Annotated in this window: 11 protein-coding genes; 4 read left to right on the top strand and 7 right to left on the bottom strand. The window is 59.5% G+C overall.

Annotation, left to right across the window (positions count from 1 at the left end; translation table 11 throughout):
- Positions 1-3 precede the first annotated feature (3 nt).
- The 3 genes from LMH93_RS19765 to LMH93_RS19775 form a co-directional block, all read right to left on the bottom strand.
- Positions 4-783 carry an ABC transporter permease gene (locus tag LMH93_RS19765; RefSeq protein ID WP_047604512.1) on the bottom strand — a complete coding sequence of 260 codons (780 nt, stop codon included), beginning with the start codon at positions 781-783 and terminating at the stop codon, positions 4-6.
- Positions 780-1,712, bottom strand: coding sequence for an ABC transporter ATP-binding protein (locus LMH93_RS19770; protein WP_003247127.1), 933 nt, complete (start codon positions 1,710-1,712; stop codon positions 780-782). The genes LMH93_RS19765 and LMH93_RS19770 overlap by 4 nt, the downstream gene beginning before the upstream one ends.
- A 133-nt stretch (positions 1,713-1,845) precedes the next feature.
- Complete coding sequence (locus LMH93_RS19775; protein ID WP_020192795.1) at positions 1,846-2,469, bottom strand: glutathione S-transferase; 624 nt, start codon at positions 2,467-2,469, stop codon at positions 1,846-1,848.
- A gap of 392 nt (positions 2,470-2,861) precedes the next feature.
- On the opposite strand from LMH93_RS19775, the gene LMH93_RS19780 reads away from it, so the two are divergent.
- The 4 genes from LMH93_RS19780 (at position 2,862) to LMH93_RS19795 (ending at position 7,364) form a co-directional block, all read left to right on the top strand.
- The gene (locus LMH93_RS19780) at positions 2,862-5,309 is read left to right on the top strand and encodes an acyl-CoA dehydrogenase (protein WP_230064480.1); all 2,448 of its coding nucleotides are present in this window, start codon (positions 2,862-2,864) and stop codon (positions 5,307-5,309) included.
- 79 nt (positions 5,310-5,388) lie between these two features.
- Positions 5,389-5,799, top strand: a complete 411-nt coding sequence (locus LMH93_RS19785; protein ID WP_003247124.1) for a PA2817 family protein — start codon at positions 5,389-5,391, stop codon at positions 5,797-5,799.
- Positions 5,800-6,015: 216 nt separating this feature from the next.
- Positions 6,016-6,564, top strand: a complete 549-nt coding sequence (locus tag LMH93_RS19790) for a fimbrial protein (RefSeq protein ID WP_230064481.1) — start codon at positions 6,016-6,018, stop codon at positions 6,562-6,564.
- Positions 6,565-6,641: 77 nt separating this feature from the next.
- A complete protein-coding gene (locus LMH93_RS19795) occupies positions 6,642-7,364 on the top strand; it encodes a fimbrial biogenesis chaperone (RefSeq protein WP_230064482.1) in 723 nt (240 codons plus the stop codon).
- A gap of 5 nt (positions 7,365-7,369) precedes the next feature.
- Here LMH93_RS19795 and LMH93_RS19800 read toward each other — a convergent pair whose 3' ends face one another.
- The 4 genes from LMH93_RS19800 to LMH93_RS19815 form a co-directional block, all read right to left on the bottom strand.
- Positions 7,370-8,866, bottom strand: a complete 1,497-nt coding sequence (locus tag LMH93_RS19800) for a hypothetical protein (protein ID WP_230064483.1) — start codon at positions 8,864-8,866, stop codon at positions 7,370-7,372.
- Positions 8,867-8,925: 59 nt separating this feature from the next.
- Positions 8,926-11,124 (bottom strand): autotransporter outer membrane beta-barrel domain-containing protein, encoded by a 2,199-nt coding sequence (locus LMH93_RS19805; protein WP_230064484.1) that lies wholly within the window; start codon positions 11,122-11,124, stop codon positions 8,926-8,928.
- 129 nt (positions 11,125-11,253) lie between these two features.
- On the bottom strand, positions 11,254-13,278 hold the full coding sequence (locus tag LMH93_RS19810) for a hypothetical protein (RefSeq protein WP_054889447.1): 2,025 nt from the start codon (positions 13,276-13,278) through the stop codon (positions 11,254-11,256).
- Between the two features lie 204 nt (positions 13,279-13,482).
- On the bottom strand, positions 13,483-17,472 hold the full coding sequence (locus tag LMH93_RS19815; RefSeq protein WP_064614049.1) for an RHS repeat domain-containing protein: 3,990 nt from the start codon (positions 17,470-17,472) through the stop codon (positions 13,483-13,485).
- Between the last annotated feature and the right edge of the window lie 23 nt (positions 17,473-17,495).

The following is a 17,495-nucleotide window of genomic DNA, read 5'->3' on the forward strand; positions in this document are numbered from 1 at the left end:
GCTTCAGGCCCGCATGCCACGGCCGCTGACCAGCAAGCGAACGCAAACAACGTAGAGCACCGCAGTGGCCACCAGCATGAAGGTGATCGCCGTGCCAATGCTGATATCCGACACCCCTAGAATGCCGTAGCGGAACGAGTTGACCATGTGCAGCACCGGGTTGGCCAACGACACGGTCTGCCAGAACGGCGGCAGCAGGTTGATCGAGTAGAACACCCCGCCCAGGTAGGTCAGCGGCGTCAGCACGAAGGTCGGGATGATCGAGATATCGTCGAAGTTGCGCGCGAACACTGCGTTGACGAAGCCAAGCAGCGAAAAGATGGTGGCTGTCAGCAGCACAACCACCACGGTCACGCCCAGGTGGTGCACCTGCAGGTCGGTGAAGAACATCGACAGGATGGTCACGATCACCCCCACCGCCAAACCACGCAGCACCCCACCCAGCACATAGCCGATGAGAATGGTGTGCGGCGACACCGGCGACACCATCAGTTCTTCGATCGAGCGCTGGAACTTGCTGCCGAAAAAGCTCGACACCACGTTGCCGTATGAGTTGGTGATCACCGACATCATGATCAGCCCCGGCACGATGTACTGCATGTAGGTGAAGCCACCCATGTCGCCGATCTGCCGGCCAATCAGGTTGCCGAAGATGACGAAGTACAGAACCATGGTGATCGCTGGTGGCAGCAACGTCTGCGGCCAGATGCGTAGGAAGCGCCGCACTTCGCGGTAGACGATGGTGTTCAGGGCGACCCAGTTGGTGCGCAGTTCCACACTCATACGGCCACCTTCGACAGGTTTTTTTCCACCAGGGACACGAACAGCTCCTCAAGTCGGTTGGTCTTGTTGCGCAGGCTCTGTACCTCGATGTTCTGCAGCGCCAGCTGGCCGAACAGCGCGGTGATGCCGATGTCCTTCTCCACCTGCACTTCCAGGCTATGCGGGGTCAGCAGCCGGCACGGGTAGCCCTGCAGTACCGGCGCCGTGGCCAGGTCCTGCTTGAGGTCGAGCACGAAGGTTTCGACATGCAGCTTGCCCAGCAACTGGCGCATGCTGGTGTTCTCGACGATGGTGCCGTGGTCGATGATGCCGATGTTACGGCACAGCTGTTCAGCCTCTTCCAGGTAGTGGGTGGTGAGGATGATGGTGATGCCCTTCTGGTTCAGCTCGGTGAGGAAGCTCCACATCGAGCGGCGCAGCTCGATATCCACCCCCGCGGTGGGTTCGTCCAGGATCAGCAGACGCGGTTCGTGGATCAATGCGCGGGCAATCATCAGACGCCGCTTCATGCCGCCGGACAACGAACGCGACTGCACATCACGTTTGTCCCACAGGCCCAGCTGGGTCAGGTACTGCTCGGCGCGCTCCTTGGCCAGCTTGGGCGGGATGCCATAGTACCCGGCTTGGGTCACGACGATGTCGAAGGTCTTCTCGAACTGGTTGAAGTTGAACTCTTGCGGCACCACGCCCAGGCAACGCTTGAGCGCGGAGGGCTCGCGGTCCAGGTCGTGACCGAACACGCTCACTGTGCCGCTGGTCTTGTTCACCAGGGTCGAGAGAATGCCGATGGTGGTGGATTTGCCGGCGCCGTTGGGGCCGAGCAAGGCGAAGAAGTCGCCTTCGGCAACATCGAGGTCGATGCCTTTGAGGGCCTGAAAGCCATTGCCGTAGGTCTTGGTCAGCTGTCGGATGGACAGGGCGGAACTCATAGCGGGTCACTTACCGAAGAAAAAGGTGCAGGACACGCCAGGTAAAGTCACTGGCGCAGTGAGTGCAGCCATGGTGCAAGGCCAGGCTGCACAAGTACAGTCACATCTATTGATAATGACTATCGAAGCGGGTTCAAGTGAGCGCGGTCATCACGGCGGCCTGGTAGGCCGGGCGTTGCTTCAGGCGCTCATACCAGGCTTGAAGGTGGTACATGTCCGGGCGCTCGATGGGCAGTTCGAACCAGGCATAGATGAAGCTACCCAGTGGGATGTCGCCCATGCCGATCTGGTCACCGGACAGGTACGGCTGATTGGCCAGGGTTTCGTCGGCAATGGCCAGTAATTGCGCGCACTGCTTGTGCGCGGCGTTGATCGCCACCCAGTCGCGCTGGTCTTCCGGCGTGCGCAGCAGCCCCCAGAACAGGGGCCGGAATGGGGTAGCGAAGGACGATGTGGTCCAGTCCATCCACTTGTCGGCCAGGGCGCGCTGGCGAGGGTCTGCCAGATACCAGCCCTGCTCCGTGCCATATTCCGCGCACAGGTAGCGAACGATGGTGTTGGATTCCCACAAAGTCAGGTCGCCGTCTTCGAGCATCGGCACCAGGCCGTTGGGGTTGCGGGCACGGTAGTGCGGCTCGTTGACCACGCCGAAGGCGCCGCCGGCGTCGATGGATTCGAAGTCCAGGCCCAGCTCGTGGGCGATCCACAGCGCCTTGCGCACATTGCTCGAATTCTTGCGGCCCCAGATCTTCAGCATGGCAACATCCTTTTGAATGCGGAGGTGGCACAGTCTACTCCAGACCTTCGCCGCCTGTACGGGCCTCTTCGCGGGCAAGCCCCTGCATCGCTCGGTGATGTTGCCACGTACCGTCGTAGGAGCGGGTTTACCCGCGAAAGGGCCGGACCTGCCGGCCAATATCCCAGATCATTCACCGTCGCAGCACCATCGCATTCGCGGGCAAGCCCGCACCTACATCGATCGGGGGGCTCGCCACATACCGTTGTAGGAGGGAATGGAACGGTACAGGCGAACACATGAACTGAAACTCCCACCGCCACACCCTGTCACTGTTCTGAACATGCCGTTCACAGCATTGCGTCTAAGCTGTCTGGGACGGCTCAAGCCCTTGGTTCCAAGGAGGACCGATTATGTTGCTGTTGTGGTTGGTGGTGCTGGTGATCGGCGCGGCGTACCTCACGCACCGGCGCCTGGCGCCCTTGCAGATTCTCGGCATCCTGGCGGCCTATGTGCTGTTGATGGGCATTTTCAGCAGTGCCCCCGGCTGGCTGCTGGCCCTGATCTGGGTGGTGCTGGCCCTGAAGATCGCCCTGGTTGCGCTCCCGCAGTGGCGGCGCAAGGTGTTTACCGCCCCGGTATTTCGCTGGTTCCAGCGCACCCTGCCACCCATGTCCCAGACTGAGCGCGAAGCCATCGACGCCGGCACCGTGTGGTGGGACGGCGAACTGTTCAGTGGCCGCCCCGACTGGCGCACCTTGCTGGCCTACCCGGCACCGAAACTGACCGAAGAAGAACAGGCCTTCATCGATGGCCCGACCGAAGCACTGTGCGCCATGGTCAGCGACTGGCAGATCGGCCAGGACCTGGACCTGCCGCCCGAAGCCTGGGCACATATCAAGCAGCATGGCTTTTTCGCCCTGATCATCCCCAAGGAATACGGCGGCAAGGGCTTCTCCGCCTACGCCCACTCCCAGGTGGCGATGAAACTGGCCACCCGCAGCGGTGATCTGGCCTCCACGGTGATGGTGCCCAACTCCCTCGGCCCTGCCGAACTGCTGCTGCACTACGGCACCGACGAACAACGCAACCACTACCTGCCCCGCCTGGCCCGAGGCGAGGAAATCCCCTGCTTCGCCCTCACCGGCCCACTGGCCGGCTCCGACGCTGGCGCCATGCCCGACACCGGCATCATCTGCAAAGGCCAGTGGCAAGGCGAAGAAGTGATCGGCCTGCGCCTGAACTGGGAAAAGCGCTACATCACCCTCGGCCCGGTCGCCACCCTGCTGGGCCTGGCATTCAAGGCCTACGACCCGGACCACCTGCTGGGCGATGAGGAAGAACTGGGCATCAGCCTGGCACTGATCCCCACCGATACCCCCGGGGTGGAAATCGGTAAACGCCACCTGCCACTGGGCGCCGCGTTCATGAATGGCCCCAACAGCGGCAAGGACGTGTTCGTCCCGCTGGACTTCCTCATTGGCGGCCAAGCGATGCTTGGCAAAGGCTGGATGATGCTGATGAACTGCCTGTCGGTAGGTCGCTCCATCTCACTGCCTGCCGTGGGTACAGGGGCTGCCAAGTACACCAGCCTGGTGACCGGCCAGTACGCCAATATCCGCGAGCAATTCAACGTGCCACTGGCTGCCTTCGAAGGTATCCAGGCATCGCTGGCACGCATTGGCGGCAACGCCTGGCTGATGGACAGTGCCCGCCTGCTGACCGCCAAGGCCGTAGACCTGGGCGAGAAACCCTCGGTGCTGTCGGCGATCCTCAAGTACCACCTGACCGAACGAGGCCGCGAATGCATCCAGCACGCCATGGACGTGCACGGTGGCAAGGGCATCATCATGGGCCCGAACAACTACCTGGGCCGCAACTGGCAAGGAGCGCCGATCTTCATCACGGTCGAAGGCGCCAACATCCTTTCGCGCAACCTGATGATCTTCGGCCAGGGCGCCATTCGCTGCCACCCGTTCGTGCTCAAGGAGATGGCGTTGGCCGGGCGTGAAGACCACGATCACGCACTTCAGGAATTCGATGACCTGCTGATGAAACACATCCTGTTCGCCGCCGGCAATGCGGCCAGCACTGTGGTGTTCAACCTGGGGCTGGGGGTTTTCGAGAAAGTACCGGGAGACACGCTGAGCCAAGGCTACTTCCGGGCCCTCAACCGCCAGGCCGCCGCCTTTGCCCTGCTGGCGGACCTGTCGATGATGCTGCTGGGCGGGGCGCTCAAGCGCCGGGAGCGCCTGAGTGCGCGGCTGGGCGATGTACTCAGCTACCTGTACCTGTCCAGTGCCGCACTCAAGCGCTACCACGATCTCGGTTCGCCCGAGCACATGCAGCCCCTGCTGCGCTGGGCCATGGAAGAAAGCCTGGGCCAGGCGGAGCACGCCCTGGACCGGTTGCTCGACAACTTCCCCAACCGTTTCGTCGGCTGCGCGCTACGGGTGCTGGTGTTCCCCTTCGGCCGCCGTCATACCGGGCCGAGCGATGAACTGGACGCCGAGGTGGCAGCGCTGATCGGACGCAGCAAAGGCGACCCTGCGCTGGAAGAGCTGCTTGCCGGTTGCTTCAGGCCGCAAGCCGACGGCGACCCGGTGGCAGCCCTGCAACGGGCCTGCGACCTGCTGGAGGCGTCGACGCCGCTGCACAACGCGCTGCATCAGGCAATCAAGGAAGGCAAGGTACGACCGGCGCCCGGGCAGTCGGTGATCGATGCGGCAGTCGACAGTGGTGTACTTCAGCCTGATCAGGCGCAACGCCTGCATGCAGCCGAGCAAGCGCGCCGTGCGGTGATCGACGTGGACGCCTTCGACAAGGCACAGCTGCTGCCGGAGCAAGGCAAGGTACGCTGAGACAGGGGCCGTTTTGCGGCCCCTTCCCCAACCGGCGTATACTCCGCGCCCCGTTTCAACCACCCCGAGGACCGCCCCAATGGCTAACCCCCACCTGGAATATCACCTGCAACTGCTGAACCACCTGCGCACCATATTGGTGGCCCTGGGTGAAGCCGAGCAGGTGCCGGAGGAAAGCCACGCCCTGTTCCTCGAACGCTTCGACGAACTGCTGACCCTGCTGCCGCAAGCCCCGCTCGAAAGCCAATACCTGGGCCAGGACCTGATCTGCCAAGTCATCCAGCGCTACCCACAAATCGCTCACCTGGTGCCCCGCGATTTGCTGTGGTTCTTTGCCGGTGACTGCTTGCATTTCATGCCAGACGAAGAACTGGACCTTTACCAGAGACTGGAGGAGCGTCGCTACGAAGCGGAGCAGAGCGATGAACCCTTCGACTGGAATCAGGAAAAGCAACTGCTGAACGCCTCGAACCAGGGCCGCAGCCACTAAACCGGGTTACGGCTGCCCAGCTTTCTGGGCAGCGCCCCGGGCTGTGTATTTGTGACACGCACACTGTTCTTAAATCTCGCCAAAACGAAAACCTTCTCCTACAGACCTTACCTTGCGCCTTCTCTACCCTGCATCAGGTGCCATCCCCCCCAAAATACGGGCACGAATGGAACATACCTGTTCAAGCTTCACGCTTGGCTTCACTTAGGAAGACGCATGAAAAAAATACTCTCCATACTCGCCATCACGTTGACCAGCAGCGCAGCAATGGCCAACAACGGCACGATGAGTTTCACCGGAACTGTCAGCCCTGGCGGCACTTGCCCTATTGATGTCGTGACACCAGGCACCGGCGTCCCCATGCCAGTGTTGAATTTGGGCAACTACAAGACACAGGACTTTGTCGGTGCCGGCCAAGAAACCCCACGGATCGGTTTTGCGCTACGGCTCACCCCTGGCGGTAGCTGTACCATCGGCACAGGTGCAGTCGCGAACGTCACCTTCACCCCAGCTTACGGCCAAGCCGGCACCAGCGGCGACCTCTACGGCCTGCAAGATGGCATCGGTTACACCAAGGGCTTGGGCCTGAAAATTTCTGACCGAACCGGTGCGCAGCTCGCACCAGACACCCCGTCCATGGACTACCCACTGAGCCAAACTGATCCGACCGAGATGGTTTTCTCGGCCCGCCTGCAGCAAATAGCGCCAGCGGTGGAACAAGGTGATATAGCGTCGACCGTCACCTTCGTGGTCGCGATCAACTGATCATTGCCCCACGTGCTGGAACTCGGCACCTGGGGCCTCCAGATACAAAAAACCTTGAACGAAGGTTCACCCTCTCGATGTCCATCATTCAGCGATTCTTCACTTTACGGGTTGTCGCATTTGCAAGCTGCCTGGCGACCACGGTATCTCCAGCACAAGCAGCGTTGACAATCGATTCCACACGTATCGTACACGGTACCGATTCGCGCAACTCATCGGTAATCGTCGCCAATCCCAGTAACTCCACCTTCGCCGCACAGGCTTGGGTCAACACTGAAGAAGACGACACTGTCACCCCCGTCCCCTTGATCGCTTCACCCGCACTGTTCCGCCTCGACCCGGGCAAACAGCAGATGGTCCAGATCAATCGGTTGCCTAACGACTTGCCGGAAGACCGGGAGTCATTGTTCTACTTCAATGTGCAGGAGATTCCCCAGCAGTTAGAAACCAACGCGAACCTCCTTAACATCGCCCTGCGCACCCGCATCAAGCTGTTCTATCGCCCTAGCCACCTGAAAAGCCGACCCGAAGAACACCTCAAAGCGCTGAAATGGTCGGTGCAGACACTCAACGGCAAGGCCAACCTGATTGTCGACAACCCCTCGCCTTATCATTTCACCTTCAACCAGGTGCAAGTCGGTGCGCACAACCTGCAAGCGAGAGCGATGGTGGCGCCTTTCTCTCAACAAATGTATCCGTTACCAGGCAAACAGCTTGCACCCGATACCAAGGTAACCTTCTCGATCATCAACGACTACGGCGCGACATCCGAAAAACAGACAAGCGATGTTCATCACTAGGTGGATCAAGGGACCAATGTGAGCGACGTTTCGTAATAGGCACTTCCGGGCCATGTCTGACCGCCGTCCAGGCTCACCGTTGTCCGCACGAAGAATGTAATGCCCTCATTCAGCGTATCAAAAAAGGACCGCGGCAGGATCAGCGTTCCCCCTTGTCCAAACCCGTCCAGCATTTCCGGCTCGGTGACGGCATGCTGATCGAGCACTATATGCTCCTGCAACTGGGACTGCGCGTCGTAAGCGTATGCCCTGATCGTGACACGCTGGTCGGTACTGATGAGCCCCCAAGCGACTTGGGTAACATGAACACCCTCCCCTACATCCTTCAGGCTTAGATATTGAGTGCCCGCTTCTTTTATCTGAGGCCCCGGCGCAGAGGGCCTGAATACAGTCAGCCTGACCTGGCGCTTGATCGACATATCGCCGCTGGCCAAGTAATACAGCGGGATGGTCTTGCCACTGTGGGCGGGCACATGCTTCAGCGGGACCATAAAGCTTCGGGTACCAGGCTCACCCTGAATGGTCACAGCCCCGACCTGGCCTGGTTCGCCCCACTGCATCTGCACAGGCTCCAGGCTACCGACGCCTGCATCCTCGGGGATCAATGCCTCCAGATCTTCCTCTAACGAACCGGTTTCCAGCACAATCGTTTCTTCATCACTCTCCACCCCCGACAGTTCAGGCCAGGAGAGCGTGCGTGGAGCAGGCGTGGCCGCCACCGTCAGTTGCAGGGCAGTGGATGCGGCGCTCTGATTGCCAGCACGATCATCGACTCGATAGTGCAGGAATCGCGGACCATCTCCACGCTCACGAATCATTTCACCGCCGTATTTCAACTTCGGTAGCGTCCCCGCCGCCACATCAGCCTGGGTGAGGCTGAGCACATCAACCAGTTCGTCACTACCCAGCTGCCGGTCCCAGTAATAGCTGATGCGGTCACCTACCTGGGGGGTATCGTAGGCGGGCAACGTCACCAACAACTCATCGCCGTTCTGTTCCAGGTACACCACGGTCACACCGCCGGTAACCACCTCGGGAGGCGGCTGCACCTTATTGTCGCTCGCCAGGATTGGGGCCTGGCGGTCGATGGTCAGCATAAGTGGGTCTGAGTCTTCAGGTACACCATTGAAGATTTTTACCTGGTATTTCAGAACAGGCTCGCCCTCCCCGAGCCGATTGGCAGGAACATGCATGATGAGGTCAGCGTCCGTGACTGGAACGGTGAATGTTCTTTGCTCGACGACATCAGTGTTCCAGAACAGCGTGAGCGTTTCCGGACCCAGGTCAGGGTTGCTGTTTGGCCACATCGGCACTTCGACCCGCAGTGGATCCTTCAGCGCACTGACAGGCAACAAGTTCATCTGCCCGCCGGGCACGTTTTCCAGCATCTGGGGGACACGCGGCGTCTTGTCAATCGACAGCCCCCGCCTACCGTCTGACGACCTGACCATAACCTTCAGCCAGGTACGAAGCTTTGTGAACCACCCCTGAGCATTGAGCATGATGCAAGCACTCCCGCAATCCAAAAAAAAGGGAAAGCAACGCTTTCCCTTGTTCAGTGTCACCAGCTGTAGTGCAAACCGACGTTAGCGCCCCAAGGCTGCTCGATCCGCTCACCGTTGCTGTAGTCAAAGTCGGCATGCAGCTGCCAGCGCTCAGCCAACGATACGGCGAGGCCAACGCCCAACTCCCCCCGGGAGCCTGCCAGGTCGCTGTCGAATTGATGATCATTGACCTTGGCATCATTGTTAGTGGCAAACTCATGGGCATAAGCCAGGCGCACATAGGGCTGGGCGACGTGCCCGTTACCCAGGTCGAAGTTGCGCCCCACGGTCGCTCCCGCCTTGCCCAGCAGTGAACGGGTGTCACCGCCCTTGACCCGCAGACCATTGTCCAGGCTATAGCTCGCGCCCTCGATGCTCACCACCGACCACTGCGTATACGGTTCGACGAAGTAGCCATCGCTCAGCGGGATATTACGACCGAACTCCAACGAGGCGCCGAGCCCGTGGTTGTTGAAATCACCATCACTGCGCTGGCCATCGCTCAGGTTGACCTCGGTGCTGTTATCGAACCGGTTGAACTTGACCACGCCATCGAAGTAGTAGCCGCTGGCGGCATCCAGCCACGTTGTGTACAGACCCACGTAATAGCTTTTAACCTCTGCAGAAGCCCCCCGCGCCACATCCAGGTCAGAGCTGCTGTAACCCGCCAGTACACCGGCCATCCATTGCCCGTCCCCCAAGGGTAGGGGGGCGTCGGCGCCCAACGATATGCCCTGCTGCACCTGCGAGTAGGCCGCCCCCGAAGCCGGCGTGGCGTTGTACTTGTTGCCATAGGTGCGTATCCAGCCACCCGACTTGCGCTCATCCATTCGCAACTCGCCCATGCGCGTGCGCAACGTGCTCAATTCGCCGTACCACACGGTAGGTGCGGTGTTGAACAAGGCAAGGCTCGCCGCCGTCCCCGGGCTGATGACTTTGCGCGAACCATCGAGGAACCAGTCATTACCGCGCTGCGCGAGTTCGTAGGAGAAGGCGCCCAGGTCAACCGAGCCATTGAGCAACGAAAAGCTCGCATCCCCTGCACCTGCATGTACCAGGTGCAGCGAGTTCTGCTCGCTCGGCTCGTTGCCGCTACTGCCCACTTGCAACGTGTGGCTGCCGGTTGCGCTGCCCACCTCCAGAAAGTCGGTCTGGCCATTGGCAAAATCGGCATCCATGATGAAAGTACCGTTGCCACTCAGCGTGCCCAGGGTAAGGCGCTGGTACTGCCCTGGCTCACCAAAGCGCACCGAGCCACCGTTCATCGCCATGCTCCCCACCTGGCTGTCTTCCACCATGTTCCAACGTGCCTGGCTGTTGAGCGTAAGGCCTGCAACATTTTCCAGGCGGCCGGTAAGGCTGGCCTGGTTCTCCAGGGTCAAGTTGGCAGTGGAACCCGCTTCGGCGACTACATCCCCAAGCAGTTGGGTGGCATCGACGCGCATGTTGGCCGTCGAGCCGCCCGCCACTTGCAACAGTACATTGTCACCACCCACCAGGGTCGAGCCCGGGCCAACCACGATATCCGCCGTCGCCGCCGGTAACGTATCGCTGCCCACGACGATCGCCGGGCCCGTCAAACCTTCCACTCGGCTATTCACCAGGGTCACCTGCGCCGTGCCGCCAGCGGCATCGCCAAACAAGCGGATGCCCGCGCCACCGCCGGTGAACACGCTGTCCTGCGCGGTAAGTTCGCCATTACCGAACAGGTCCACCACCGCTCGGCTACCGTCCCCCACAAAGGTACTGCGCAGCGCGGTCAGGGCCGAGTTCGAGGATACATAGGCCCCGCCACTGGCCCCTTGTACATGGCTATCGGTGACCAGGGCCGAAGCCCCGACAGTGCCGTCCTGCAACAGGCGGATGCCGTACAGGTCCGACTTGATGGAAGCGCCCCCCTGCACTGTCGCGCTGCTGCCAGCCATCAGCCTGACGCCGTCGTGGGCACCGGTCGCGTTGATCGAGCCGCCCGTCATGCTAAAGGTCGAGCTCGATCGCGCTACCACATAGTCGATCGTGGCGCCCGTGGCGGTCAATGACGCGCCATCGCTCAACAGGTAGTCATCGACTGGCGTCGAGGGGCCAATCACCCGCTCCCCCGAGACCGGCGTCGTGGCCATCGCCAGCGGGCTCAGTGCAAGCGCCAGGGGCGCGAACACGGCCCAGGCCAATGCCTGCGTCGTGTGGGCAACAGGACGATAACTGCTTGGGGACATTGGGTAACACCTCTTCTGCTGGAAAACTCGCGACCCAGCTGGGCAGGCCGCAAGAAAAGACGGCAAATCTACTCAAACCAGCCGACTAGTTATGTCGGAAAAGTCTGAATTCATCATTGCAATGAGGCGTCAGCTATTATTTTGGGGGCGGTTGAACGCTACTGGGCATGGGCCCCAAACACCATGCATGGCAATTTTTTGCTCAATGACCTCAGATACGATCAGCGCATCCAAACCTTGTTCGCGCAGGGAAGGGTCTTCGAACTCGTACCAGCTAAACGCCCGTCCGGTGTGGTCATCATCATCAAACTCATACAGAGGCAGGATGTAATCTTCGTACGGTTCAACCCGCCAGATGAAGCCGCTTGGTGGGTATTCAGTTCCGAGCTTGATCTCTTGCTCCCAGGACAGAACTTCCACATCCCCGGACTGGGCATGCAGCAGTTTCCAATGCATTGTCACCAGATGATTCTCTTTCAGGCCATATTGGCTAAGGTCCCCGACCTTGACCCTTACCGCCGCTGGCAAACTCGGATCAGCAGGGTCTACAAGCGCCTCGCAGGCCAGCCACCCCGTGTCACTCACACCTTCGAACCCAGGCGCGTCCGGATGCACCACAACTGCGCTCACCGTTACGCTTTGGTTCTTGGAGGCAGGCTTGTTCGGAACGCCAGCTCGGGTAATCTCGTAGTGCACGGGCACGGTGGTATTACCGGTTCTCTGGATGTAACTCCACAGAATTTCCGCCGTGATGTTGTCACCCGCGCTATCGGTAGCCTTCACCTGGTAGTCAGCTTGCGTGATGTGGGTATTGCCCCAGTAGAACTCCATGAGGTCATGCTCTTCCAGCCCCTCATACAAGTCGACTTTCAACGTCGCGTTCAGGCGGTCATCCACGGGGAGCAACTCGTTTGCCTGGTTCGATTTTGCGCCGTACACACTGCACAGGGGGAGCCGCGAGTTGATCGGGTCTGGCCAATCCGGGTCTGGATCGGTACCAGGGTCCACCGGCCCGAAGGTTTCAAAGTTGACATTGACGTCTATTGCCTTGGAGCCGCGCGATTTCCCACCCCGCAAGACCTCATAGCTCACATTGACAACCTGGGTACCCAGGACGTCCTCGTCATACTCACCCCTCAGCACCGTTGGGTCGATGCTAAAGACCACAGGGAAATTCTGCCCTTCTCCAATAGGTCGCATTTCGAGTGGCGTCGCCCCCCAGCTCACGCTGATCTCGTCGGTAGACTTCCAGTTATCGTATTCCAGCACATGCACCTGAACACCCTGCTTGGCATCCAGCCGATCAATCAGATCATCGGCAGCCAATGGCACCTCAGGTAACTTGAGGTTCGCCGGCATTGCCCCCAATGCCACGACAACCGACATCGGCTTGGACACTCGACTGATGTTACCGGCCTTGTCCACAAGCACGTACACCACGAACCACTCACCGTCGCCGCCCGCCTTGATCAGCGTATCAGGGATGGGAAGGCTCTGATTTGCGGCGGTGACTTCGACATTGTCAACCGGGGGGATGTTGTCAATATTCTCGGGCACACGGTCGAGCCAGTAATAGTAGACAACATCTTTGGGGGCACGGTCTGGGTAATCCGGAAGAATGGCACTGACCGAACTTACGTTGCCATCAACTACTTCAACAATAGGAGGCACCGCGTCAGGTGGGTTGTCCAGGTTCGGAGGCATGCGGTCGAAAATCAACGTCAACGGATCGGAAGGTTGTGGGATGCCCGTGTTGAATGGAGTGACCACGAAAATGAAGTTGTGCTGCCCATCTGCGCCGTATTCATCCGCGTCTTTCTCCAGTACCACGCGAAGTGGAAAATCACCCGCTTGGTCCTGGTTAAAGGCTCCCGAGAAGATATCCTGCTCGAACTCTCCTATACGGTGATAGACGGTCAGGGCATCCTCGCCAGCATCTGGGGATGGCAGGCCCCATTTGGGGATCGAGATCGCAAGCTCTTTGGCCGGGTCTTTCAACACCGATGCCTTCACTGTGAAGTCACTTGGATCCGCCAGCACATCATCAGGCTTATCCACACCAGGCCCGACCTTGATCACTGGCGCCTTGCGAACCTTACGGGCCTCCCGGCGAACTCGCTGGGCTTCCGCAAATGCTTCCCTCGAACTTTTCATTGCGATCATCTCCTTAGTCAGGGGCCGAAACCAGCCACCACAAACCTGCCGATGAACACTATTGAACGCGCCGCAAGTTACAACTACAACTGGCATTTTTATCAGTTTGACAGTGCGCGTTATACGCACTACCGCCCTATAAAAAAGAAAAAACCTGCACAGTGACCAAGATGCCTCTCAGCCACCGTGCAGGTGAGGAACCGCTTATTCAGATGATGTTGCCTGCTCTTTCTCCGTGGGCGCCGCCACCGCACTCGCGCCCTGACTGGCCAGGCGGTCAAGGGGATCGTAACCGTACAGCGCGTACTCACCATCCGGCAGATCGACACGCTCCAATTGCCCCAGGGCGTTGTAAGTCAGTGTGCGCCCCTGCTCGTCATTGGTCAGGTTACCGTCACCGTCGTAATGCAGTTCGACGGTGGTACCGGCGCGGGTGATGCCGGTCAACTGTGCCGGGTCCAGGGGGTTGCCGAACAAGTACTCTACCGAACTCTTGTCTTCTCCCCCTGCGCCATCGGGCGACCACGTTTCCAGAAACTTGATATTGTCCAACTCATCGAAGGTAAACTCTTGTGCAGCAATGACCTTGCCGTAGTGATCAACCGGCGACAGCTCACCTTCACATTCGTAATACTCCAGGCGTGCACGCACGTCATACCAGTAGTTTTCCCTGCGCAGGGTGGCGCCGTCCCCGGTTTTCAAATGGCGTTCAATCAGCGCATCGGCAGCGTCATACTCTTGTTCGAGCACCTGGACTTCATCCTGCAACTCGAAACGGCGCTCGATTTCGCGGTCGAAGTCATCGTAGGTCAAGAAGGTGCCCAGGCGCTGTGCACCGTCGGTGGTCACATAACTTTTCGTGCGCCCCAGTTCGTCGTACTCGAACTGCGCCTGAGTGGTGCCAAGCTCGGTGCTGATCAAACGCCCCGTTGAGTCATATGTGTAAATCTGCGCGCCACCCAATACGTCCACATAGGCCAGCTCCCGACCGAGTAGACTGTAGTTGTACTGCATGGTATAGGTCTTGGCTTCCGCCCCGTCCTCGCGCACCGTGCGTTTTTCCACTTTCATCTTGCCCGTACTGAAGTAATCACGCTGCAGCACCGTCTGGCCATTTTCCTTGCATTCTTCCAGGCGTGCATTCAAGGGGTTGTAGATGAAGTTGAGGTCGCTGTTACTCACGCGACGCTGGGTGGGTTCCTCACCCAACTGCGGCTTGTAAACGTAGTCGATCCGTGCATTGCGCGGGGTGATCACCCAGCTTGCCTGGCGGTGGCCCGGCAGGTAATGCATCACTCGCTTTCGCCCGCCGGTCTTGGACTCGATCATGCGGTCCAGGCCGTCGAAACGCTGCTCACCCAACAGCTTGCCATTTACCGCAATACTGGTCGGCAAGTCTTCACCACTGTGCTGAGCGTACTCGCGATGTACCGTGCTGCCATCGGCCAATATTTTATCGACCACGCGGTCAAACACGTCGTACACCGAACGCTCCGTCGCACCACGGGCATCGATCTCCCGCACGTTGCGACCCAGGCCATCGTAGAAGTACCGATGGCGGCTGATTCGCTTGCCTGTGGTATCCACCCGTTGTTCTTCGATCGGGTGGTCGAAGGTGTTGAGCCATTGCATCGTCTTGCCCCCCTTGATCTTGCCATCGGGGGTTTGCTTCCAGCTGGTGCGCAATGCCTGCGGGCCGTCCGCGAGCGTCTGGCCTGGGCGCAGCCCATTGGCATGCCGGGGCGCTTTGCGTGGGCTGTCGACGGCGAGTGCCTGCGCACTGGGCGATGAACCAATCAGGTCGGTTCGCTCCACGATCATCACGCCGTCGGCACCGATCTCGGCGTACTGTTGATTCCAACCGTCATACTTGATGGTTTTGGGCAATTCCAAGGTGATGCGCGTTACCGGTCCGCCTGGGTTGTCAGGATCGATTTCGTCCATCCAGTCAAACTGCACTTCCTTCACCAGGTTGCCGAACACATCGTAGTCGGCGGTGTAGTTGGTACGGAATTCGACCTTGCGCTTTTCATCCTGGGCGTCAGCGTCATGCCGTTCGGTCTTGACCACCCGACTCATCCCATCGAGCTCGGCCCGCGTGGCCACACCTTTGACGTCGACTTCGGTTTGTCGCGCCAGCTGCCCGTCGGTCGCCACCAGGGTATAGCTGTAGCTTCGCGACGCTGTGTACTCAGGTTCTCTGGGCGCAACGGTTTCCTTGGTGACTCGACTCAACTCGTCGTATTCGTATGCGATTTCCACCTCGTTGTCGTCGAGATTGAGCAGCGGCTGGTTGATCAGCACGCACTGGCGCAGCGTAATCTGCTTGGTCGAGTTGCGCGGCTCCGCTTCGCCCTCGACCGGCTCACCGTCATCGAAGCCGATCACTGTCTGCAGCGTTTCCAGCACGGTACTGTTGTCGAGGGTGTCATATTCGAATTCAGTCAAAGTCATGGCCTCTGGCTTGCCATGCATGACGACTGCCTGAGCCTGCACTCGGCCGTGAAGCAGCGAATCAGAGGGGTTCGCGATGTACTCGAACGTGGTGTCACGCACGGTCGTTTGCATCGACAGCCACGCATTGGCTGGCAGCTCGATCAGCTTCTCCTGCTTGGGCTGCAACCAATATTCCCCCACCTTTCGCCGCAGTGTTCGCTGGCGTGACGGTAAAACCGAACCGTGACGGCCATAGCGGTAGTTCGTGCGCAAAATGGGCGCCGGTGGTTGAGCCTCGAACCCGGGCGATGGATAGACCGTGCGGTTTTTCAAGTGCCGTACGAAGCCGTGCGGGTCTGGCGGGCAATCCTCCTCGTTGTCTCCAGGCTGGTAGTACTCGCTGACCGTTCGCACACCATTGGCCTGAACCTCCAGCGTCTGGTTGCCGGCATCGTCATAGCCGTATTCGCGCACCTCGCTTCGTTGGCGCGTCGAATCGTGGCGCATTCGCCATTGCTCGGTAACCTGCTTGGGTAGCTGGAAGTAAGGCGGTTGCAGGGCGAACTCTACGTTGGCGTCGCCGTGGTAGGCCGTAGTGGTCTGCGTCACGTACCATTGCTGTTCGGGTGCATCGGCCTTGTCGTAATCGAGCACGTCACCCAGTTGTTCGGTTACCTGCCGGGTCATCAGATGATGGCGGTCATACGTGCGGACGATCTGGCGCACGACCTCATCTTGTACAACCAACTGCTCGGTGCTGGAATACACGTACGACGCGCCAACTTGATAGAGGTTGTCCTCCCCCTCCCTCCAAGAGGCTGAGCTGTTCCCGCCCATGAAGTTCTCGGCGCTGTAGGTATACTCCGTTTCGATCAACTTCTGCCCGCCCTGAGGGTCAAGCACGTGGCGCTTCACCCGCGGCAGCCGTTCGACAGGCGCACCCGCTGGCAACCGATGGCCGGCATTATCATAGGTAATGGTCTCGACGCTGCCGGTCGGCGCGGCCACGCGCTGCAGACAGGTCATGTTTTGCGTGCTCGGGTCCTTGAGGTAGTCAAACCGCCAACTGCCTTGGTCCTGGGTTGGCAGTACCACTTTCCTGACGTCCCTCCCGGCCAGTTGCACCGAGTAGGTCGCCCGTGACGGGCCGGTCTTCGCTCGGGTGGCCACATGGAAGTTGTAACGGTCGCGGTTAACGTATTCCACCTCCAGCAAGGATTTACCGGCCATGTCCTTTATGGACTTCAGGCACTTGTGAGTAGTGTCCGGTGGATCGGTGTAGTCCAACTCGATCCAATGCCCACTCTGTGCATAGACACGATGGGGCAGCGCCACCGGTTTGCCATTACTTGAGCGGACACGCAGGTGTTCCACCTGGCCAGACTTGTGCACCACCCGATAATTATTGTCGTCGTCACGGTAAAACTTGAAACTTACGAGTTTCTGTTCATCGATGACCGCCGGCTGGCTAGTGATGCTGGAAACGACGAACTGCTCGCCCGTATACAAATACAAGGTGCGGGTCAGGGGCATGTATTGGCTGAGGCTCATGTTCCAGCCTTTGCCATAACCACTGTCTTCGGTATTCAAAGGGTTGAAGGCCAGCTGCACAGGCAGTTCAGGCCCCTGTAAATGGTTGGCTGGCACAGTGGGTAACTTGAGTGTAACCGTATATTGCCCCGTACGCGGATCGACACTGTTACTGATGAAACTCATGAAATTGAAGGCGTTGGAATGCACAACCGATGTGACTGTCATCGTATTGATCTCTGGGAATTCAT

The sequence above is a fragment of the Pseudomonas sp. CIP-10 genome (genome assembly GCF_020911845.1).
Lineage (GTDB): Bacteria > Pseudomonadota > Gammaproteobacteria > Pseudomonadales > Pseudomonadaceae > Aquipseudomonas > Aquipseudomonas alloputida.